Source organism: Rhodococcus sp. ACS1 (assembly GCF_002300155.1).
Classification (GTDB): Bacteria; Actinomycetota; Actinomycetes; order Mycobacteriales; family Mycobacteriaceae; genus Rhodococcus_F; species Rhodococcus_F koreensis.
In genome coordinates this window covers 107,808-129,697 of record NZ_NSDZ01000008.1, presented here as the reverse complement: position 1 = coordinate 129,697, position 21,890 = coordinate 107,808, and the positions used below count along the sequence as shown (strand labels likewise).

Sequence of the window (21,890 nt, the reverse complement as noted above, 5' to 3'; positions counted from 1 at the left end):
CGGACGCCTCAGCGGCGGCTGGCGATAGTATAGTATTTAGTCCACCAATCGAGAGGTAGAGCCGTGGCGACCGCAAAGACAGCCGGAGCAGTGAAGGAGAACAGGCCGGAGACACTGGTCTCGTTCATCGAGCGCCGCATCGAGACGGCGATCGCCGAGGGTGAGTACCCAAACGGGGCCCGCTTGTCCCCCGCGATCCTTTCCAAGGAATTCGAAGTTTCCCACATCCCGGTGCGTGAAGCGCTGAGTTCGCTGGCGGCGAAGGGATTCATCGATTACCGGCAGGCGCGCGGTTTCTTCACTCGCGAACTGAGCGTCGACGAATTCAACGACATCTACACGTGGCGCACGGTACTCGAGACCGAGGCGTTTCGGCTGGCGATGCCCAAGATCACCGAGGACGACATCGCGGAAATGCGCGGCATCGTCGAGGAGGAGAGCCACAAGCTCAGCGCCGCGGATCGCCTCGAATACCTCGAACTGAACCGCAGGTTCCACTTCGTCGCGTTCAATCGCGTCGAGTCTCCGGTGTTGCTGCACCTGCTCAACTACCTGTGGGACATCACCAAGCCGTACACCGCAGCGGAGCTGATCGAGAGCACCCAGGGCCACGCGGACCACCTCGACCAACTTGCGTTGTTCGAGGCACGCGACATCGACGGCATGATCGCGGCGATGGACGCGCACCGCGGTTACCGCCGCAGTAAGCACCTCGACCGCGAGGCGCGCTTGCGTGAGCCCGAGCCCGAGAAGCCCGCGCCCGAGAAGAAGGCGCGGGCGCGAAAGCCTGCTGCGCGGAAGTCGACCGCCGGCAAGTAACGCGGACGCCGGTCACGCGGTCTCGCGGCGCGGCATTCCGTCCGCGTTGCGGGACCAGCGTTCGGGAACCTCCGAATCGACGGCCAACCGGCCCTCGTTCCGGAGCCGGTACAGGTGCGCGTGGGTCTCGCCGATCGCCTGCCTGCGCCCCCGCGAGGCCAACTGTTCGAAGGGCCGAGCCCACTTCAATGCCTGGGTCACCTCCCACACCGTCGTCGCGCCCGAGGCAACGACCGCCTCGACTTCCCGGCCGCGTTCGTCCTGGTGCTCCTGCAGGAACTGCAGCCGAGGCTCGAGCGTGTCGAAGGCCCATTCGTGGCCGGGCAGCACCAACGCATCGGACGCGACCCGCAGGCGTTCGAGGGAGCGGGAGTAGTCCGACAGTGGATCGTCGCCGTAGCCCGGCCGCCGGGAGACGTTCGGGGTGACCCGGGGCAGCACGTGGTCGCCGGTGAAGACGAGGTTCCGTTCGGTGTCGTGGAAGCACAGGTGGCCGGGGGTGTGACCCGGGGTGTGCAGGGCCACCAACGAGCCACCTGTGCCGGGCACCTTGTCTCCGTCGCCCAACAGGATGTCGGGACTGACCGAGGCGAAGCCGGACGTGAGTTCCGCTTCCTCGCTGTGGATCTCGTCGAGGACGTGCGTCGGCACTCCGCAGCGGGTGAGCCAGACGGTCATGTCCTCGACCCGGCCCCGAATCGACGCTTCGTCCCGGACGACGTGTGGCAGCTCTCCCGGATGCATGGCGATCCAGGCGTCGGTGTGTTTCTGCACCCGGTCGGCCAGTCCGTAGTGGTCGGGGTGGACGTGGGTGACCAGCACACCGAGCAGGGAGTCCAATCCCGCTCCGGCGCGTTTGAGGCCGAGCTGGAATGCCTCCCAGGACTCGTCGGAATTCCAGCCCAGGTCGACCGCGATCACCCCCCGGTCCACCGCAACGAGGTAGCCGAACGAGTAGGCCAGTGGGCTGGGGAAGGGCAGCGTGGTGCCCCACACGCCGCGGGCGAAGGCGGTGGCGGTGATCCCCGCCTGTCGGGCCGCTGCCGGGTTCGCGGTACTCACAGCACACCGTCCTCGCGCAGCTTGCCGACCTCGTCTGCCGACATTCCCAGTAGGGAGGTGAGGACCTCGTCGGTGTGCTCACCGAGGCCGCCGGCACGGACCGGTTCGACGATGGGCGAATCGGACAGCAGGATCGGGCTGCCGAGCGTGGTCCACTCCCCCCGCTCGTCGGTCATCCGGCGGATGATGCCGCGCTCGCGCACGTGCGGATCCTCGAGCAGCTCGGGCAGCGTGACGACCGGGGCACACGGAATCCTGGCGGCCTGGAGCACCTTGACCAGATCGTCCTTCGGCCGCTGCTGCGTCCACCGCTCGATCAGGGCGTCGACCTCGACGTCGTTGGCGCACCGGCCGGCCATGTCGGCGAAGCGCTCGTCCCCGAGGTCCGGGTCGCCGATCAGCTCACACAGTCGTCCCCAGTGCGCCTGGGTCGGTGCGAGCAGGGTGATCCAGCCGTCGCTCGCCCGGAAGGCGTTGTAGGGCACCACCGCCAGGCCGCCGTGTCGGTTGCCGGTCCGCTCCGGGATGGTGCCGCCGCTGTTGAGTAGTCCCGCGATGTTCGAGGTCAGTGCCGGGATGACCGAATCCTGCAGGGCGACCTCGACGTGCTGGCCGCGTCCGGTGACGGTGCGCTGGTAGAGGGCGGCCGTCACGCCAGCCACCATGTGTGTGCCGGCCATGATGTCGACGACCGACGGGCCGGTCCGGACCGGCGGACCGTCGTCGAAGCCGGTGGTGCTCATGACGGCGGTTCGGGCCTGGACGGTCAGGTCCATCGCCGGCTCGCCGGCGTACGGACCGAAGGAGCCGAAACCGGTGCCCGAGGCCATGATCAGGCGCGGGTTGACCTGGCTCAACTGCTCGTAGCCCATACCGAAGCGCTCCATCGCGCCCGGAGACAGGTTCTGCACCAGCACGTCGGACTCGCGGACGAGGGAACGCAGGACCTCCTGACCGGCCGGATGCTTGAGGTCTAGTCGCACCGTGCGCTTACCCGCGTTCATGAACTGGAACTGCACGGACATGCCCTCGTCGTCGACCGTGGGCAGGCGACGATAGGGATCGCCCTCAGGGGCTTCGATCTTCACGACGTCGGCACCGAGCCGGGCCATCAGCATGGTGGCGTACGGTGCCATGTAGAACTGCCCGAGGCAGATCACCTTCACGCCCTCGAGAGCTGTCACGACGTGCTCCTCCAACTAGTTCGATCAGGCGGGAATTCGCCTGTGGTTCGCGGATTCGACAGTCCTGGAGACCGGCTCAGGTCCAGGTCCAGGTCCAGGTCCAGGTCCCGTCGGACGAATATCTTCCGGGCGCGGCTGCCGGCACTCGCCAGGCCGCCGCGCCCGAGTGCTCCGATGACGACCGTTCGATGCCACCGGGAGACGCCTGGAGCTACGAGGCGACGTCGACCCGGTCCACTCCCACCGCGCCGGTGGACAGCAGCCGGTCGATCTCTTCCTCGCCCTTGCCGAGGACGTCCGCCAGCACGTCCACCGAGTGCTCGCCGATCCTCGGCGGAGTCTGCGACTCGGCGAGCGGCCAGGACGAGGAGCGTACCGGGAACCGCGCTGTCGGGCAGGCGATTCCGTCGCGGCCGACATCTTGGACGATGTGGTTGTACTGCGCCTGCTCGCTCGCGACCGCCTCGTGCAGATCGAGCACCGGGCTGGCCGGTACATCCGCGACCTTGAGAACCTCCAGCCACTCATCGCGGGTGCGGGTCCGGAAGATGTCCTCGAGCATCGGAGCCAGCACGCTCCGGTTCTCCAGGCGCTGGGCGTTGGTCTCGAAGCGGGGGTCCTCGGGCCACTCCGGACGATCGACAGCGATGCAGAGACGCCGCCAGAAGCCCTGGGTGAAGGCGCCGACCATGACGTACGCGCCGTCCGAGCACTCGAAGGCCTGGTAGGGCACGATCTGGGCATGCGTTCGTCCGCATCGCGGGACGGTCTCGCCGAGGCCGGCGACGGCGGGAAGGTAGTTGGACATCAACGCGATACTGGCGTCGAGCATGGCGACCTCGATGTGCTGGCCCTCGGGGTGCTGATCCCGCACGTAGAGCGCGCTGAGGATGCCGACCGTACCGAAAAGCCCGGTGCTGAAGTCGCTGATCGGGGCGCCGACCCGAACCGGACCACCGCCGACTTCACCGGTGATACCCATCAGACCGGAGACGGCCTGCATGATGATGTCGTTCGCGGGACGGTCGCTGAGCGGGCCTTCGGGGCCGAAGGCCGACAGCGAGCAGTAGACGACTCCGGGCCGTCGGGCGGCGATCTGCTCGAATCCGAGCCCGAGACGATCCATCACACCCGGCCGGAAGTTCTGGACGACGATGTCGCACTTCTCGGCGAGCTGAAGCGCGATCTCCCGGCCCTGCGGGGTGCCGAGATCGAGAGCGATACCGCGCTTGTTCCGATTGAGGGCGACGTAGTAATCGCTCTCGAGGGGGCCGAGCATCGGCTTGCCCATGTGGCGCGAACCGTCTCCTCGTCCCGGCTTCTCCACCTTGATGACCTCGGCCCCGAGGTCGGCCAGCATCACGGTGGCGAAGGGGCCGGCCGCCGCGTGGGTGAAGTCGAGAACGCGAATACCGTTCATGGGGCGCTGAACTGTGGTCATGAGAGAGCTCCTCGAATCCGGGGTCACCGGAACTGGTGGTGGAATGTCGCCCACTGCGGGCACCGTCTCGGCGGCCGCATCGTCACGGGGACAGACGCGCGGGCCACGCCGCGTCACAGGACGTGACGTAGCCCGCTGCGCACCTGACTGGGTGGCCGGCCGCCTCGAGCCGGCCGACGGGACTAGGCTCGGCCGTCTTCCTCGACGTTGACCGGGAAGCTGATGGCTCCGGTCTCCTTGCTCGGCAGAGCGAAGATCACGGTGCCCGGCATGACGTCGAGCCCACGCTGGTTCACCGAGGTGAACTTGCCCTTGACGTAGCCGGTTCCGGTCTTGGCGCCGCGCCACTTGTCAATGATCTCGCCCTTGATGTGGTAGACGTCGCCCAGGAAGACCATGCCGCGGTACTGGAAGTCGAGGTCGGCAACCCATCCCTCGTCGCCGGGGTAGAGGCTGGCCCAGTAGGTGGCGTATCCGCCACGCTGCGAACCGTAGTCGTACGGTGCCGGCATGCCGATTTCGGCGGCCATGAAGTCGTCCCAGTGCACGCGCTCGATCGCCTGCGGGATACCGCTCTTCGGGTCCGTGACCGCAACCTTGGGCGACTGACGCCGGTAGTCGAGCCAGTACTTGCCGGCGCGCACGTGCGGCGAACCGATGCCCTGCAGCCAGGCGACCATGTCCGGAACCGTCAGCGGGCCCTTGACGACGGGGTCGATGGCGTCGCCGATGGTGACGTCTTCCCAGTATCGGGTCTCGCCACCGCGAGGCCGCTCGTTGTCGAGAGCCTGGTCGAGCTCTGAGATCTGCGCGGGCGTGTACTTGGCGATCTCGAGCTCGGCGTTTTTACCGGTACTCTTGGACTCGCCACGCTCCATGCGGAAGATCGGCATCAGCTGGATGGCAACGAGTTCGTCGCGCTGATTATAGAAGCGAATCTCGTCGGCCTGGACGAGCATGCGGCTGGCCATCCGGCCTTCCTTGAAGTCGCACTTGACCAGTTCCTTGGTTGCGTGGAGCACGTCGCCCTCGCGCACCGGCCGGAAGAACTGCCAGTGATCACCGGAGTGCAGCCCGTGCACGCCGGGCAGGCCCTGTCCGCGCCGCAGATCCCAGCTGCCCCAGGCAACGCCGTAGAAGATGCCGGGAGGAGCGATGAGCTCGCCGTGCGGTCCTTGCTTTGCGTACTCGGGGTCGACGTAGAGCGGGTTCTGATCGCCGACGGCGCGCGCAAAGTGCGTGATGCTGTCCTCGTTGATGTACCGGATGTACGGCTTCTCGATGGGCATCACCTTGCCCAGGCGGCTGCGCAGTCTCGCGACAGCCTCGTCCGACATGGTGCCGTATTCCGCACTGACATCTGCGGTGATGGTTTCGGTAGTCATACCCACTCCTTGGGTTTCAGGGGCCGCTTCGCTCGCTACAATATATTATAGCTTCCACCGTGACAAGGGCCGCCGTCCGCAGCCGTGGAGGAAGACCTCGAATTCGCGCCGCACCCAGGGCCGTTGCCGTGTTACCGGGTGCCGCGAACCGCTTACGAAGGACACCCCGATGAGCACACGCCTATACCACTCACCCCTGTTGCCGGTTCTCGTCTACGCCAGCCTGACCAGCGCGGTCGTCAGTTCGTTGGGCATGCTGCTGGTGCCGACGATCTCCCACGCCATGGACGTCTCCGTCAGCAGTGCGCAGTGGATGCTGACCGTCAATCTTCTCGTCGGCGCGGTGGCCACACCGATCATGGGCCGGCTCAGCGACGGCCCGCACAAGAAGCGCATCCTGTTGGTCTCGCTCGCCGTCATCCTCGTCGGGTCTGTCGTCGCCGCGACCGCCCCGAACTTCCCGATCTTCCTGCTGGGACGGGCGCTGCAGGGCCTGTCCTACGGGATCGTCCCGGTCACGATCGCGCTCGCTCGCCGCTATCTGCCGGACGCCCATGTGCGGCCTGCAATTTCGAGTCTGTCGATAGCAGTCGCGGCAGGGATGGGTGTCGGCTATCCGCTCACCGGAGTGCTCTGCAGCTTGTTCGGCTTCCGCGCGGCCTTCGGGTTCGCGGCGGTATTCCTGCTGACCGCGGCCGCCGCGGTGCACTGGTCGGTGCCCGATGGCCCCGACGTGCGCGCCCCGCGCGGCAACTTCGACGCGGCAGGGGCCGTACTGCTCGGGTTCGGGCTCGCCGCGCTGCTGCTGGCGGTCAGCGAAGGCTCGAACTGGGGCTGGACCTCGGGTTGGACGCTCGGCGCGGTACTCGTTGCCGCAGTGCTGCTCGTCGCCTGGGCAGTGGTCGAACTACGAACGGACGAACCCCTGGTCGACCTCCGGGTGTTCCGGAATGCGGAGGTCGTCCTCGCGAACGGCACCGCGATCGGACTCGGCGCCGCCTTGTACATCGGACTGTCGGTTGGCGGGTTGGTTGCACAGGCACCGACGTCCACCGAATACGGTGTCGGCCTGCCCCTGTTCTGGGCGGGCTTTGTGATGATTCCCCTGTCGGGGGGAAGCCTTGGCGCCGGGCGGCTGGTCCGGGTGCTCACCCGACGGATTCAGATGACGACGATGCTGCCGCTCGGTGCCGCCGTGATGACCGCGTCTGCCGTTCTACTCTCGTGTGTGCACGACAACCTGGCCGGAATCCTCGGCGGAACGCTGCTGTTCGGAATCGGACTGGGCACCACTTACGCGGCCATGCCGGCTTTGATCGCCCGAAACGTCGCCGCCGTCCAACTCGGCAGCGCCGTGAGCTTCAATCAGGTGCTGCGCACCGTCGGTGGCGCGTTCGGCAGCGCCATCTCGGGCGCGGTGCTGGCCACCCACCTGACCCCGGACGGCCATCCGACCGGGGTGGGAATCAATCTTGCCTTCGCAATCGGGGCTTTCACCAGCGTAACGGTACTGGCGGCACTCTGTTGCAATGCCTTTCGTGACTGTCGAAGGAGGACTAAGACCACGGTGGCTGCGACGCACGGGAACCATTCCCTGCCGACAACGAAATAGACTGAAACACAATCGTTCTTGCAGATGCCTCACAATCACGGCAGAATGCCGTACATCACTTTCGTTCGCCAGGAGATCCTCCTGTGCCCCTGACAATCCCCCGTTTCCTGGAGGCTCTCGATGTGTACCCACTTCCCGCCGTGCGTCCCCGCGGACGATGCCGCGAACTGCTGCAGCGCCCGCATCGTCGCCGACCACCCGGTGCAGGGCTGGCAGCTGCTGTGCAACGGCATCACGCTGTTCGACGACGGCCACTACCTGCGCCCGGACGGCATCAGCGGACAGGTGCCTTCTGCCTGACCCTGCCGCTGCTCGATCGTCCCGGCCGGGCTCTGTCCAGCAGTTTCGTGCCCATCACCGAATGTACCCACCACGCCGTGAACCCGGTGTCCTCCGTATCGAGACGGCAGGCACCGGGTTCGGTTTGGTCAGGTCACGGCGGAATGGTCCCCACCGCGGCTCCGAGATCCGCCGTGGCGGGGGTGGGGACGCTCGAGAGCGTCCGTCCAGGCGCCCAGTACCTGGCGGGCCGGCTTTCCCCGGCCGCTCGCCTTGGGCCATCCAACTCTTCCTGGGACACACCTTCATGGCCGCATCGAGCGGCGCCAGCTTCTGCGGGGTGAACTGGCAGAAGTCGATGCCCGACGACATCGCTCCGGGATCGTGGCGTTCGCGTCGGCATGAAAGGCCGTTAGCGCGGCGTTGGGATAGGTAGCTGACGGTCAGGTTGATGGAGCCACGGGAAGATCCGGTCACACGCCCGGTGAGGCGCTGGTGCGGGATCTCGAACAAGTTGCTGTGACTGCGGACAGCGGCATAGATGACCTCAGGAGCGATGGTGCCGTGCTGCAGTCGAGGCAATTGGCGCCTCGCAGTGCCTCGGAGCCGGGTGATTGGATTCCGTGAGCGCAATGAGAGTGCGGTTGCGACGTTGTCCGGGGTGGGTCCTCCCAGTGGCTCCAGAACACAAAGTCCAGAATCTACTGCGCTATCTTTTGCAGGTCTTGGGATCTGTGGAATCGCCAGTACCTGCCGGAGCACTCGGTCGCCGATCGGGTGAGGATTCGCTCGTTTTCCATTGTTGCGGATAGACGCTCGCCAAGTAGAGCATCTCGTCTTCTGCGCAGAGAGATTCAGCGATCGCCTGCCACAATCGATCGATGAACCGGTGCATTGTCAGTCCAAAGTGCACAAGAATCTCCTCCTCGGGAGCGCCTCCGAATGGCGCCCACATGCGGGCGAACCCGATGAGGTGCTCGGCCTCGGTGTCAGGATGGTTGCGTTTGCGGTTCGCGTCGACCCAGGCGGCGCGACGCCTCTGACGTAAGAGGCGATACTCGCGAGTATTCATAGGAATATACGTTTCTAATAGGGAACGAGGAATCGTGAGTTGGGGTCTACGACGGCAAGGGGTTTGCGGGGGCCGGTCGATTCCCGCCCTGCCCGTCACGTTGCGTATCCCCTGCCGCCCTAGCGTCGTCAGTATCACCACCTCCCGTGCCTCGGCGATCGCGGTTCGGACGTTCTCCGTCCGGTTCTGCCAGGCCTCCTCGTGAATCGCCCACACGGTCGGTCCGGCGCCGAAGTGGGCGTTGGTCGAGGCCGAGCGGGTCCCCTCGTCGAGGGCAGCGGCGGGGATCGACTCGACGGGTTTCCCCTGACAGATCCTCCGCCGCCGCCGCACACGCGGTCGCTGAGATACTCGAACCTCTACCTCGCCGCTACCGCACCTGTCCCCGGGTCACCAAACGAGTCGGACGGAGCGGATTCGACCGCAGGTATCTCGATCACAGCACCATCAGGCACACTGGCCCCGACATCCGACTATGAGGAACGGAGCTGACGGTGTTCCGTTGGGCGGAATCGCGCCCGTGCAGCGCATTCCTGCGCAACTCCATTGCTCCTGAGCTTCGGCGCTGATTACGAGAAGACGTCCTTGACCTTCGCCTCCCACTCCCTGACGACGTCGGGGGTGATCGTCTTGGGGTCGAAGATTTCGATGCCGTCGAGCGGAATCGTGCCGTCGACGCCGTCGAGATGGGATGAGCCGAGGCCCTCGCCGTTGTAGGCGGTCTGGCCTTCCTCTGAGAGCAGGAAATCCACGTAGACCTGAGCGGCGTTGGGATGTGTGGCTTGCTCGAGAACACCCGACGTGAACGTGACTGCGTATCCCGGCTTGGGGGTGACGGCCTCGATCGGGGCTCCCTTGTCCTTCAGATCTTGGACGATCGACGGAAAGGATACGTTGGTGACCCCGATTTCTCCGGACGCGACCGCCTGCGCCAGCGGCACGGCCGAGGTGTAGAACTTCGGGTCCTGCTCACCCAGCCGGGACAGATAGTCGGCGCCGAGCTGATTCTCCAAGAATCGGAGGTAACCAATGTATCCCGGGCTCGGGTCGTTTCTGGTGCCGAGCTTACCCTTGACTGAGGGGTCGAGCAGATCGTCCCAGGTCTTGAATCCGTCGGGGAAAAGCTCGGTGTTCCAGGCAATCATGCCGTATGGCGCGATGCTGCTCACTGCCGCCTTGTGGTCGATAATCCACTCATCGGCCGGCCATGCTTGGGCGCTGGGGCTGTCCAGTGGCTTTACCGCGTCGGCGTTGTGCTCGAACCAGGTGGGGTCGGTGAAGGTGAACACGTCCGCTCCCCCGCTGCCCGATTGCCGTTCAGCGGCGATGCGCGAGGGCATGGTGGCGCTGTCTCCCCGCACGACGGTGACCCTGATGTCGGGGTATTTCGCGTTGAAAGCCTTGACCATTCGGGTCTCCTGGACCTCGGGCATCAACGTGTATACGACGACCTGCCCCTCATCGTTCGCCCTCTCGACCACGGCGTCGAACGAGGGATCTCCTGAGGGTGCCACTTCCTTTGAGCCGCAGGCTGTCAGGGAAGCAAGTGCCATCAACGAACTGACGGCGATTACGAAGCTGCGGCGGCTTCGGCTGATTACGCTCATCTTCTTAGCTCCTTGTACTTTCGGATTCGAGCTCGGGGACGAGAACGCCGTCCGTTCCGTAACAGAGCGTGTTGTGGGCGGGGAGACCGATCTCCACCTCGGCGCCCACCGCGTACTCGCGTCCCGACACGGGTAGGTCAACGAGATAGCGCTCCCCCTTGAGTGACACGACGTATTCATGCCGGTCAATGCCTGGGAGAACCTCGACCACGGTCGCATTCGACAGCCAACCGGTGTCCGGATCGCCCGTCGGGTCCGCCACGCTGCGCAGGAGAAGTTGTGAGGGGCGCAGCCTGAGCGAGTACGCCCCCGGTGTCCAGCGGCCCGCGAACTGCGAGACGGACTGGTCGTTGACGAGGACTTCCGCGCCAACCCTAGTCTGGAACACGTTTCGAGCACCGAGGAAATCAGCGACCTTCTCCGTCGCGGGCCGGCGATAGACGTCGCGTGGAGGGCCGATCTGGACGATCTCCCCCTCGTTCATCACCGCGACCCGTGTACCAAGCGCGAGCGCTTCCTCCTGGTCGTGCGTGACGTAGACGCCGGTGAAGCCCAATGTGCGGTGCAGTTCCCGCAACTGGGCACGGAGATCGATCCGCAGCAAGGCGTCGAGGTTGCTCAGCGGCTCGTCGAGCAAAAGCAGGGCCGGTTTGGCCGCAAGGGCCCTCGCCAAGGACACCCGCTGCTGCTGCCCGCCACTCAGTTCGGGTGGATACCGGTCGGCCAGATGACTACATTGCACAACTTGGAGGACCTCGTCGACGCGCCCCTCACTCAAAGCGTCCTTCAGTTTGCGGGCCTTCAGCGGATATGCAACGTTGTCCCGAACTTTCATGTGCGGCCAGAGCGCGTAGTTCTGGAAGACCATGCCGACGTTGCGTCGGTTGGGTGGGGCGAAGAGTCCGCACTCGGCATCGACGACGGGGTCACCTTCCAGGCTGATCGTGCCCTGTGTCGGTCGCTCCATGCCGACCAGACACCGCAGAAAGGTGGTCTTTCCGCAACCGCTGGGGCCCAGCAAGACGAGGAGTTCCCCGCGTGCGACCTCGAGATCGAGGGCTTTGAGGGCATGCACCGCCTCACGGCGCCGGTGGAACGTCTTGCGCAGGCCCGATACGCGGACTGCCGTCTCAGGCTCAGGCACCGCGGGCACCTCTGGGAGCTCGATAGGGATGTTCAGTGCGGAGGTATTACTCACATTCGCTCCATGGCTCGGCTGCCCCCGAAGAGAAGAGCAGCAATGACTCCGGCCGATGTCAGGGCCGTCATGACGATCGCTGTAACCGCGACCTGTGGATAGGAACCGCTGCTGAACTGGTCGTAGAGGAGCACCGACATGACGGTGCTCTCGGGCGACCGTAGTAGCAGCGCAACGCCGAACTCGTGGATGAGAAGGACGAACATGATCGCTCCCGATGCGGCCATACCGCCACGAGCCAACGGGAGCAGGATGCGGAGGAACGTCCGAAGGGGGCCGGCACCACTGACCCTGGATGCGTCCATCGTTTGCGAGCCGAGCGAGATCAGGGTCGTCAACTGGTAACGCACGGCGTACGGCAGCATGATCGTGACGAACCCGATGATCAACGCGGTTCGAGTGCCGTAGAGGTCGAGTGCCCCTGACGAGAACACGAAGAGGAACCCGAACCCGACAAGGGTGGTCGGCAACGCCAGAGGTATGGACGCGGCAACATCCAACACGGCAGCGACCGGCCGCCAGATCGCTCCCCGCGTGCTCAGCGTGAGCGCCACCAGCAAGCCCAGCGGCATCACTATGAGAATTCCGACCCCGGTAACGACGAAACTCGTGGTGATCGCGTCGAGCAGCAGGGGATTCGAAAACGCGTCCTCGAAATTGACCAAGCTCAGCGAATCGATGCTGAGTTTGCCGGTCCAGAACGGGGAGAGGGAGACGTATGCCAGAGCGAGCAGGGGAAGCGCGGCCGACAGTGTCACGAAGACAAGCACGTACGCGGTGGCGAAGATCCTCGTCAGTCGACTCGTAGGAGCTTGCTCGATGCTCTCCGCGCCGCGTCCCACGTACCGCCGTTGATCTCCCGCCATCCGGCGCTGCACGAAGATGAGGACAGCCGCGATCCCCAGCAGTGGAGTGCCCAGCGCAGCGATGAGCGGGAAGTTGACCGGGTACTGCTCGCTCATAAGGAAGTACATGCGGGTGGTGAGTACGTCGAGACCTTCACGGCGCCCGAGAAGTAGCGGGCCGGTGAACTGGCCGAGCGACAGCAGGAGCGTGACCATGCCCGCATAGACAAATACCGGCCGAAGCATCGGCAGTGTCACAGTGAACATCACCCGGAGAGGCCCGGCTCCATTGACTCGTGCCGCGCGCGCGTAGTCAGTGCCGAGGTCCTTGAGACCGCTGTATACGAACAGGTAGACGAACGCCGAGAGGTGCAAGCCGGTGTAGATGATGATCCAGGTCGGCGTGTAGACGTTGACCGGCCCCGACGAGCTGGCGTCGAGAGAAAACAGTCGTCGAAGCAGGGTGTTGACGTATCCGTTCTCAGGCGAGAACAGGAACACGAAACCGACCACGTGCGCGACGGACGGGATGATCAGCGGCAGCACCGGCATGAAGCCCAACAAACCCTGCAGCCGGCGCGGCATGGCGTAGGCACTGAGCGCCAACGTGGTGCCGAGAATCATGGCGACGACTGTCGCCCCTGCCCCGAAGAGAACCGTGTTGCGCGCCACCTCGCCGAGACCTTGAATCTCTCCGAGCTCGCCGAGGCCGGCCGCGCCGTTCTGAAACGCTTTGATCTGCAAGGGAACAACGGCTAGCAGCACAAGCCCGATGACGAGTGCGGTGAGAACGAGCCAGGGAGCCTGCGCAATAAGCGCACGCGCCCGCCGTGGACCCAGCACCGTGGTACTACTCACGGTCTACCTCCTGTGATTAGTGGTATGGCTCACAGGAGCGTACAGAGAATATAGTATCTATACAAGACTCTAATATTTTCGTGCGCATGCATGCGCGACCTGGCTGGTTGGGTGCACGAATCCGGAGTGCACGCCACCATCACCGGTGTCCTGCTGGGCTGGCCGTTTCCCGTGCGGCGTGCCCATCGAAGTGAACTCCGAACGGCCGAGTACTTCGAGCACCGTCTGCGGCCGCGCTCGGCCGGGATCGCCGGACCGCTGTCCGCCTTCGCCTTTTCGCTGCCGGTGTCCCCGTCGGAGGAATCGACGGCCCTGGTGACCGCCACCACGGAATCCGTTTTTCGTCGGGGCCGTCGCCGAGATCTCTTGACCGACACGGTGACCGGGATCGCGGGCACGACGCCCCTGATGTCCCGTATCGTCGGTTCCGCACCGAGATCCGGCTACACCGGATCGACGTCATCGGTGTCGGTCTGCTCGGCACGATCGGGTTCACGGTGGCGCTGCCGATCGGCGACCCGCCGTCGTCTCGACCACGGCCGCCGACACGTGACGGTCGCGATGCTGTCGGGCCCGCTGCTCAGCGCCATGTGCATCCTGGTGCTGTCACGGCGCACTCGCGCCTACAGGGGGACGGCCGAGTCCGCGATCTGCGCCGTCCCGGAGATGCATCGGACCCCTTCGACCGGATCACCCACTGAATGCAAGGGCCCTCTGGCCATCGGTCGAGTGCCCTTGCCCACGGGCAGGAGGCCCGCTCAGCCGTTGAGCACGAAGAGCCGTTCCTCGGTCATCTCCCGGACTGCGAACTTCGGTCCCTCTCTACCGATTCCACTGTCTTTCACACCGCCATACGGCATCTGGTCCGCGCGCCAACGCGAGGTGCCGTTGACGATTACCCCGCCGGTTCGGACGTTGCGCAGTGTCGACAGTGCGAGGTCCAGTGAGTTGGTGAAGATGCCGCACTGCAAGCCGTACGGGCTGGCGCTGATTTCCTCGAAGATCGGCTCGATCTGCTTGTAGGGTTGGACTGACAGGACCGGCCCGAAGATCTCGTCCGTCACGACGTCCATCGACGAGTCGATGCGGGTGAGGACGGTGGCCTCCAGTTGCGCTCCGTTGCGGTTGCCTCCGCAGAGCACTTCGGCGCCGCGGTCGAGTGCCCTCGCGACCATGCCCGAGACGCGGATCGCGGCCTGCTCGTCGATCAGGGTGCCCACCTCCGTGGCCTGGTCGAGCGGATCGCCGAACCGGATCGTACGCACCTCCCGCGCGAGTGCCTCGAGGAACTCCTCGTGGCGGTCCTGGTGGACGAACACGTTCTGCACCGACACGCAACTCTGGCCGGCGAGTTGAATTCCGTTGCGAGCGCATGCCGTTGCTGCGGCCGTCAGGTCGGCGTCGTGGTGGACGAAGGTCGGTCCGACACCGCCGAGTTCGAGAGCCACGCGCTTCATCCCGACGTCCCGTCGGATGATCTTGCCGACCGGGATCGATCCGGTGAAGCTGACGAAGTCCACCCGCGGATCCGCCACCAGCTTCGGGCCCACGAGATCGCCGTAGACGATGTTGACGGCGCCGTCCGGGATCCCGGCGTCCACGACGGCCTCGATCATCATGTGCACGCACAGGGGCGCCTTCGGCGACGGCTTGATCACCACGGCGTTGCCGGCGGCGAGGGCGGGACCGAGCTTGTGCGCGGCGAGGTTGATCGGCGCGTTGAAGGGTGTGATCGCGGCGACGACCCCCACCGGGAATCGCATGACCATCGCGATCTTTCCCGCGCCGGCAACCGAGGCGTCCATCGGGACGTGCTCGCCTTCGATGCGCACGGCCTCCTCGGCCGACAGGCGCAGGGTGTCGGCGGCCCGCTCGACCTCCACCACCGCGTCCCGGATCGCCTTGCCGGTCTCCCGTGTCATGACCTCGCCGATCTGGTGGGCGCGCGCGAGCAGCGTGTCGGCGATCCGGTGCAGCATCCTCGCACGCTCGTACCCCGGCATCCGGGCCATCACGGCGCTCGCGGCCCGCGCGGCCTCGAGGGCGTCGTCGAGATCCCGCTCGGAGGAGACGGGCATGCGCCCGACCACGTCACCGCGCCAGGGGTCGCGAATCTCCTGGGCCGCCTGCCCGTCCCGCCACTGCTTCCCGACCAGCATCCGCGCGATGACCGGCTGTGAGTTGCTACCTGACACGTTGGTTCTCCTCTGTGTTTCGACGCGGCACCGGTCCGCGCTCAGGCGAGTATGCGGGCCATACCCGGGAGCGTCCGAAGTCACCATAGAGTGTATATTATTTATTGTGACTACGAGCCCCGCGACAAACGCCCCGACCGAGGAGAGCTGACATGCGGATGAAAGCGGCTGTGATGCACGAGCAGGGCCTGGCCCTGCCCTACTCCGACAGCAGGCCCTTCAGGATGGAAAAGGTGGACCTCGAGGGGCCCCACGAAGGCGAGGTCCTCGTCGAGGTCCGAGCCGCCGGCGTCTGCCACTCGGATCTGTCCGTGGTCGCCGGCCTGCGCAAGCGAGCACTGCCCGTCGTCGGCGGTCACGAGGGCGCCGGCATCGTGCGCGAGGTCGGGCCCGGTGTCCAGGGTCTGCGCGCCGGCGACCACGTGGTAATGACGGTGGCCGGCGGCTGCGGAACCTGCGTGTACTGCGTACAGGGCCGACCGGTGATCTGCGACAACGTCGGCGTCAGCCGCGCCCAAGGCCTACTGCCCAATGGTGCGCGGCGGCTGAGCCTGGACGGCGAGCCGGTCTACCACTACAGCGGCATCTCATGTTTCGCGGAGTACGCCGTGACGGTGCCGAACTCCCTGGTCAAGATCGACCCCTCGATCCCGCTCGAGGTCGCGGCAGTCTTCGGGTGCGCCGTCGTCACCGGGGCCGGCGCGGTATTCAACACCGCGCGTGTGCAACCCGGCGACAGCGTCGCCGTCTTCGGGCTCGGCGGCGTCGGTCTGGTCTCCGTGATGGCCGCCCGGCTCGCCGGCGCATCACAGATCATCGGAATCGACCTGCTGCCGGGCAAGTTCCAGCTCGCCAAGGAACTCGGCTGCACCCACACTGTCGAGGCCGGCGACCCGGACCTCGTCGACAAGGTTCGGGAGATCTCGCACGGCGGCGTCGACCGCACGTTCGAGATCTCCGGCAGCACCGCCGCGCTGGCACCGGCCTTCGCCGTCACCCGCAAGGGAGGCGAGGTGATCTGTGTCGGTGTCGGCGCCACCGGGGCCCTCCACCAGTACCCGCACACCCAACTCGTCTCCGAGGAGAAGGTGTTGCGAGGATCGTTGCTGGGCAGCGGAATCGCCGATCGAGACATCCCCCGCTTCCTGCGCTTCTACCAGGAAGGACGGTTGCCGGTGGACAGACTGCTGTCGGGAACCATCGACTTCGGCCAACTGGACGGTGCGCTCGACCACCTGCACGACGGCACCGTCATCCGCCAAATACTGCTCCCCCACGCGTGAGCCGATGACACGGACGGAAGGACGACGCGGCACCACCAGACGCGACGGCATGAGATTCTGGCTGATCGTCGCCGGGACCTTCGCGGTGACGACGGCAGTGCTCGTCGCAGTCAAGGCACCGTCACCGTATCTGTTCGCCGGAGTGCTCGCCGGCGGCCTCTGTGCACTCAGCATGCGCTCACCGCACAAGATGCCCGACACCTTTCGCGGAGTCTCACTCGGCATCATCGGCGTGCAGGCCGGCTCGATGATCGACTCGTCGGTCGTCGGCACCCTCGCCGAACATCCCGGCGTCACCCTCGGCAGCGCGGTGGCAACTCTCGCGCTCACCCTCGTGTTCGGGCAGCTGCTCCGGATCTCCCCACACGTCCGCGGATCGACCGCCACTTTCGCCTCCATCGCCGGTGGCGCGTCCGGACTGACCGCGATGGCGCGGGAACTGAAGGCCGACGAGGCGACCGTCGTGTCGGTGCAGTACCTCCGGGTCCTCGTGGTAGTCCTGTCGGTACCCCTGATTGCGCCGCTGCTCGGTGGGGGCGGCGCCGGATCGGGCATCCCGGCCAGCCACGACGGGTACTGGAGCGGACTGCCGTTCACCGGCGTGTCACTGCTGGCCGGTCTCGCGCTGGCCCGGGTACTGACGTTCACCGCGTCGAAGCTGATGTTGCCGATGCTCATTGCACTGGCGTTGACCCTGCTCGACGTGTTTCCCTCACACGACGTGCCGGTGCCGATCCTGGCAACAGGGTTCGCCACCATCGGGCTGATGGTAGGCCTGGACCTCACGCGGGACGTGCTGCGCAAGATCGCGACGATCTTGCCACTCGCGCTGATCTCATTGCTGCTCAGCCTCGCCGCGTGCGCCGGGGTCGGCGTGCTGATGGCCCGCGCACTCGGGGTGAGCGTCTTCACCGGATACCTGGCCACCACCCCCGGCGGTCTGCCCGCCGTCACCGCCTTCGCCCTCGAGGCCGGCACCGATGTCGGCCTGATCGTCACCTGCCAGGTGCTGCGCCTGTTCCTCGCCCTGGCGATGGGCGTTGCAATGGCGGCCTACATCAAGCGCCGCGGCAGCGAACCCGACTCCGCAAACTGACCATTCGGACACGCAGACGAGGGGCGGCAGGTCGTCGACCTGCCGCCCCTCGCCTCAGCAATGCCGCGGCCGCTGGGCGAGGCGGTGAGCCGCCTCGACCAGTTCCGCCTCCGATCGCGGCCGCTCGTCCAGGTCCACTGGCCTGGTCAGGTCGATGCACTGGTCGGCGACCACCTCGAACTTCCGGGTGACGTCCGGATCGTGGCCCGGCACGACGAGGGTGTCGGGGCGAGCATCCAAGTCACGGAACATCTCATAGCTCCGGTACATCGCGGCGAGGTCGTGGAAGGTCGAGAACGGACGGTCCAGGTTCATCTCGTCGTAGAAGTGCACGGCGTCCGAGGCAAGGACAACCCGCCCACTGGCGCTAGACACCTCCGCGACGAGCTGTCCCGGGGTGTGGCCCGGCACCTGTGTCAGCACGAGTCCAGGGAACAGTTCGTACGAATTCTCGACCAGTTCCAAGCGCTCCTGACTGGCCAGCTGCTGCACCATCCGGACCTCCTCGCTCTCGACCGGCCAGGCGATGGTCGGACGATCGGAATACGGTCCGGTCCAGTACTCGAGTTCCGCGCGCGCCATGCTGAACGTGGCGTTCGGAAAAAGGTCGATGTTGCCGATGTGGTCGTAGTGCATATGCGAAAGCACCACGTGGTCGACATCCTCGGCACGGGTTCCCATCCGGGACAGCAACTCCAGCGGACTTGTCTGCTGCAACCGATTTCGCGCCCCACCACGTTCGTCGTCGAAACCACAATCGACGAGGACAGTCCGTTCGCCGTTGCGGACCAGCCAGAAGTAGTAATCGAGGTCGCAGGACGAATCCTCCTCCCCGTACACCCCGTAGCAGTGGTACGCCTTGCTGCGGCTCCACTTCAGCGTGGCGTAACGCAGAGCGAACACCTCATACGCGCTATTCATAGTTCGTCCTCACGTCGATCCGTAGCATCGCGACGACAGCAAGGCGGATAGCTCCCTACCTACTTCTCAATGTCGCTCAATGCTAGGTAATTTATAGTATATCTTTAGTGCACACGGTGCTCGACGCAGCGGTGTTCGGTGTTCCCAATGCCGATCTCGGCGAAGAGGTCAAGGCCGTCGTGCAGCTCGCCGCGAGCGTTCCGGCCTCCAAGGACCTGGAGGAGCGACTCCTTCGGTTCCGTGCGTCGCGCCTGTCCCAGTACAAGTGCCCAAGGAGCATCGACTCTGTAGCCGAGCTTCCGCGCCACGAGAACGGAAAGCTCGACAAGAAGCAGCTCCGCGAGGCCTACCTGACCCGGGCGGGCGACTGAACCTCGATCCACCGGCCACAGGGCGGAAATCGCACGGCGATAAGGTATTTGTAGTGCTGCGGGCCTTCCTACCCAGGCCTTCGTAGGGTCGGTGAATGACATTTTCGCGGCGAGCCTGGACGGGTGAAAGATTCGCCCGTCATTGACACCGCCTTTCGGCGAGTTGTCGAAGATCCCTCCCACGTCTTACTGGACGGCGGCGGCTCAATCCCGAACCGTGCTCGCTTTCCGCAGTTTCTTCGTAGACCTGCCACGGGACGCCACCCGGCTGACCGGTTTGTCCGACTCCAGTTCTATAGTTCGACAACCCGGCATATAGGACCGGTCGGTTTCCGTGGAGGGGTACGTGACGCGAGCATGCCAACCGCTGCGTGAGGCACTTCCCGCCCTGTCCTTCGAGCGGCCGGTGACCCGCCGCTACGTGCACCGCCAGGCGGTCGCCGAGGTCTTCCTCACCGATTGCGTCGAGCTCCCCGGGCCGAACGCCTTCGCCGTCGCAGCACAGTGGCCGCGACTGCACGGCTTCTACCGCGCACGAGACGGCCTGTACGACCCGATGCTGCTGGGGGAAACACTGCGACAAGCGGCGATCTACCTCGCCCACAGCCGATACCGGGTGCCGTTGAACCGGCGATTCATCATGCAAGACCTGCACGTCCGCGCGCACCTCGACGCCTTGGAGGTCGGCGCGGCGGCCGCGGACGTGACGGCGACCGCCACACTGTCCGATCTGGTGTACCGCGGTGAGGTGCTGTCGAGTTTCCGGGTTGAGCTGCGGTTCTGGCTGGCAGGCCGGGGGATCGGATCGGCATCCGGTGTCGCCGCTGCACTCCCGCTGTCCGCCTACACGAGGGCACGGTGGGGCACCGCCGGCCCGCAGACCCCCGGCCCGGCGAGGTGCGGCACCGCCATTACGCCTGCCGTGGTGGGGCACGTCGACGACCAGCACGTGGTCCTCGGCCGGCAGGCCGCGCCGGGCGAGTGGGAGTTGCGGGTCGACGTGACCCACCCGGTGTTGTTCGACCACCCACTCGATCACCTGCCCGGAATGCTGCTCCTGGAGGCGCTACGCCAGAGCGCATTCGCGGCCCTCGAGGTTCCGGACGCACACCTGGAGACGATCGACGCGGTGTTTCACCGCTTCGCCGAACTCGACCAGCGCGCCACCGTCCGTGTCCGGGCCCTCGACGGGGATCCGTTGTCGGTGCGGGCGGTGATCCGGCAGGCCGGCGCCGACGTCACCACGGGATGCGTACGGCTTGCCCGCCGCTGATCTGCTCAGCCCCGTGCCGCCACCTGCCCGGCACCGATACCGGGTGCGCCGACGCTGCGCGCCTGGCGGATCCGCTCGATATCCGGCTGCCGGTCTGCGGGCATGATCGGTTTCAGCACCGACAGCACATTCGACGCCGCCCCAAGCGCATCGGCTGGAGTGGATGTCAGCGGGGCGACTTGACCACCAAGGGCGGTGACCGCGGCCGACAGCTGCGTGGCGTCCCCCGACATCGACGCCACGGTCGAAGAGCCCGAGTCAGTCAGTTTCCGTGCGGTGTCGGCGATCATCGTCACGGTGCCCAACGCGGCCGACAGATCGGACGCCCCGGCCTGGGACAGCACCTGGGAGGCACTGTGTTCGGGGCTCCCCACCGGGGCTGCGGCGAGCTGCCGGTAGCGGCACGTGGGGCCCCGGAGTCGATCAGATCAGCGAGCGGGGCGAGTGTCTTTGCAATGGACGATGCCGTAGCTGCAACACCGCCGACATTGACGTTCGGCTCGGAGAGCTGCTGCCGGAGGGCGGCGACGTTGCGGCCCAGCGCGGGCAGGTCCGCACCGGAGAAGTCGGAGGTCATCGCGGTGGCCAGCTGAGTGTTGCCGCCGTTGTTGCTGGTGTTGCCGTTCGTGCTGGGGGTCTTGGACAGGATCGATCCGAGCGAGCCGAGGAGGGGGTTGTCGCCCTTGCGGATCGAGCAGTACAGGTCGCCAGGATCGCAGATCGAGGCCACCCGGCCCGAGAGCGTGCCCATGCCCTGCGGACGGGGATCAGCGATGCCGCGACCAGAGGTGCGAGGACCAACGATCGCCGCACCTTTGGTGCCGGCGCCGGGGTCGGCGAGCAGGCCGACGGCCAGGACACGATCGGCTGGCACCGGCCCGGTGTCGTTTCCGATCCGCGAGGCGAGATCGCCTGCGGCGTCGGCGCCCTGGGAGTAGCCGGTGATCGTGAACTTCGTGTTCTTACATGTGCTCGCCACCTCGGTGAGGACCGCCGTGGCCCTGTCGAGGGCGTCGAGTTTGCTGTCGGCGTAGGTGTGTCCGTTGTCGAACGCGCGAGCCATGTACGGGAGGGTGTAGACCTTCGCCCGGTCACCGTGCGCGGCGGTAATGGCCTCGGCGACCGGTGCGAGGATCCCCACAGGCCGGGTGGGGTCGGCGTTCTCGGAGGTCTCCCAGGTCCCCGGGATCAGCAGGTTGAACGTCGCCGCACAACTGGTGGGGTCGGCGTGCGCGATCGCGGGGGCGGACAACGCGACACCGCCGGCGACGGTCGCGCACGCAACGAGAGCGACCACGCTGCGGGCACTCGAACGTCTTGCGGGCATGGGCACCTCATCTGTCGCCGGCGAACTCTGACGCTCACCCCGCGGTGCGGGTTCCGGGAGGC

General features: G+C 66.0%; 16 protein-coding genes and 2 pseudogenes. 8 read left to right on the top strand and 10 right to left on the bottom strand.

The window, feature by feature from the left end; all coding sequences use genetic code 11:
- Positions 1-63: 63 nt before the first annotated feature.
- On the top strand, positions 64-819 hold the full coding sequence (locus tag CJ179_RS34955) for a GntR family transcriptional regulator (RefSeq protein ID WP_095864418.1): 756 nt from the start codon (positions 64-66) through the stop codon (positions 817-819).
- Positions 820-831: 12 nt separating this feature from the next.
- Here CJ179_RS34955 and CJ179_RS34950 read toward each other — a convergent pair whose 3' ends face one another.
- The 4 genes from CJ179_RS34950 to CJ179_RS34935 form a co-directional block, all read right to left on the bottom strand.
- Positions 832-1,881 carry an MBL fold metallo-hydrolase gene (locus tag CJ179_RS34950; protein WP_095864417.1) on the bottom strand — a complete coding sequence of 350 codons (1,050 nt, stop codon included), beginning with the start codon at positions 1,879-1,881 and terminating at the stop codon, positions 832-834.
- Positions 1,878-3,065, bottom strand: a complete 1,188-nt coding sequence (locus tag CJ179_RS34945; RefSeq protein WP_095864797.1) for a CaiB/BaiF CoA-transferase family protein — start codon at positions 3,063-3,065, stop codon at positions 1,878-1,880. The genes CJ179_RS34950 and CJ179_RS34945 overlap by 4 nt, the downstream gene beginning before the upstream one ends.
- A gap of 211 nt (positions 3,066-3,276) precedes the next feature.
- Complete coding sequence (locus CJ179_RS34940) at positions 3,277-4,506, bottom strand: CaiB/BaiF CoA-transferase family protein (protein ID WP_095864416.1); 1,230 nt, start codon at positions 4,504-4,506, stop codon at positions 3,277-3,279.
- A 182-nt stretch (positions 4,507-4,688) separates the two neighbouring features.
- Positions 4,689-5,891, bottom strand: a complete 1,203-nt coding sequence (locus CJ179_RS34935; RefSeq protein ID WP_095864415.1) for a MaoC family dehydratase N-terminal domain-containing protein — start codon at positions 5,889-5,891, stop codon at positions 4,689-4,691.
- A 169-nt stretch (positions 5,892-6,060) separates the two neighbouring features.
- On the opposite strand from CJ179_RS34935, the gene CJ179_RS34930 reads away from it, so the two are divergent.
- Both CJ179_RS34930 and CJ179_RS34925 read left to right on the top strand, forming a co-directional pair.
- On the top strand, positions 6,061-7,503 hold the full coding sequence (locus CJ179_RS34930; protein ID WP_095864414.1) for an MFS transporter: 1,443 nt from the start codon (positions 6,061-6,063) through the stop codon (positions 7,501-7,503).
- A 120-nt stretch (positions 7,504-7,623) separates the two neighbouring features.
- On the top strand, positions 7,624-7,803 hold the full coding sequence (locus tag CJ179_RS34925; RefSeq protein ID WP_095864413.1) for a DUF5999 family protein: 180 nt from the start codon (positions 7,624-7,626) through the stop codon (positions 7,801-7,803).
- Between the two features lie 1,620 nt (positions 7,804-9,423).
- Here CJ179_RS34925 and CJ179_RS34915 read toward each other — a convergent pair.
- From CJ179_RS34915 to CJ179_RS34905, 3 genes are all read right to left on the bottom strand, one after another.
- Entirely contained in the window at positions 9,424-10,368 is a 945-nt protein-coding gene (locus CJ179_RS34915; RefSeq protein ID WP_218834863.1) for an extracellular solute-binding protein, read from the bottom strand.
- A gap of 97 nt (positions 10,369-10,465) precedes the next feature.
- Complete coding sequence (locus tag CJ179_RS34910) at positions 10,466-11,605, bottom strand: ABC transporter ATP-binding protein (RefSeq protein WP_257015933.1); 1,140 nt, start codon at positions 11,603-11,605, stop codon at positions 10,466-10,468.
- Positions 11,606-11,655: 50 nt separating this feature from the next.
- Positions 11,656-13,362: an iron ABC transporter permease gene (locus CJ179_RS34905; RefSeq protein ID WP_143548954.1), complete on the bottom strand. Its 1,707-nt coding sequence runs from the start codon at positions 13,360-13,362 to the stop codon at positions 11,656-11,658.
- A 90-nt stretch (positions 13,363-13,452) separates the two neighbouring features.
- Here CJ179_RS34905 and CJ179_RS53175 point away from each other — a divergent pair.
- Positions 13,453-13,626: pseudogene (locus CJ179_RS53175) on the top strand (Na+/H+ antiporter NhaA); the annotation flags it as partial.
- Between the two features lie 494 nt (positions 13,627-14,120).
- Here the strand turns inward: CJ179_RS53175 and CJ179_RS34900 are convergent.
- Entirely contained in the window at positions 14,121-15,557 is a 1,437-nt protein-coding gene (locus CJ179_RS34900; protein WP_257015932.1) for an aldehyde dehydrogenase family protein, read from the bottom strand.
- A gap of 152 nt (positions 15,558-15,709) precedes the next feature.
- Between CJ179_RS34900 and CJ179_RS34895 the strand changes: the two genes are divergently transcribed.
- Both CJ179_RS34895 and CJ179_RS34890 read left to right on the top strand, forming a co-directional pair.
- Complete coding sequence (locus CJ179_RS34895; RefSeq protein WP_095864409.1) at positions 15,710-16,840, top strand: zinc-binding dehydrogenase; 1,131 nt, start codon at positions 15,710-15,712, stop codon at positions 16,838-16,840.
- 4 nt (positions 16,841-16,844) lie between these two features.
- Positions 16,845-17,936, top strand: coding sequence for an AbrB family transcriptional regulator (locus CJ179_RS34890; RefSeq protein WP_095864408.1), 1,092 nt, complete (start codon positions 16,845-16,847; stop codon positions 17,934-17,936).
- 54 nt (positions 17,937-17,990) lie between these two features.
- Here the strand turns inward: CJ179_RS34890 and CJ179_RS34885 are convergent, their stop codons facing one another.
- Entirely contained in the window at positions 17,991-18,857 is an 867-nt protein-coding gene (locus CJ179_RS34885) for an N-acyl homoserine lactonase family protein (RefSeq protein WP_095864407.1), read from the bottom strand.
- A 107-nt stretch (positions 18,858-18,964) separates the two neighbouring features.
- Between CJ179_RS34885 and CJ179_RS34880 the strand changes: the two genes are divergently transcribed.
- Together CJ179_RS34880 and CJ179_RS34875 are read left to right on the top strand one after the other, a co-directional pair.
- Positions 18,965-19,228, top strand: coding sequence for a hypothetical protein (locus CJ179_RS34880; protein ID WP_179377744.1), 264 nt, complete (start codon positions 18,965-18,967; stop codon positions 19,226-19,228).
- Between the two features lie 346 nt (positions 19,229-19,574).
- The gene (locus CJ179_RS34875; protein ID WP_095864795.1) at positions 19,575-20,501 is read left to right on the top strand and encodes a ScbA/BarX family gamma-butyrolactone biosynthesis protein; all 927 of its coding nucleotides are present in this window, start codon (positions 19,575-19,577) and stop codon (positions 20,499-20,501) included.
- Positions 20,502-20,608: 107 nt separating this feature from the next.
- Here CJ179_RS34875 and CJ179_RS34870 read toward each other — a convergent pair.
- Positions 20,609-21,828, bottom strand: a pseudogene (locus CJ179_RS34870) (cutinase family protein); the annotation flags it as partial.
- Positions 21,829-21,890: the final 62 nt, after the last annotated feature.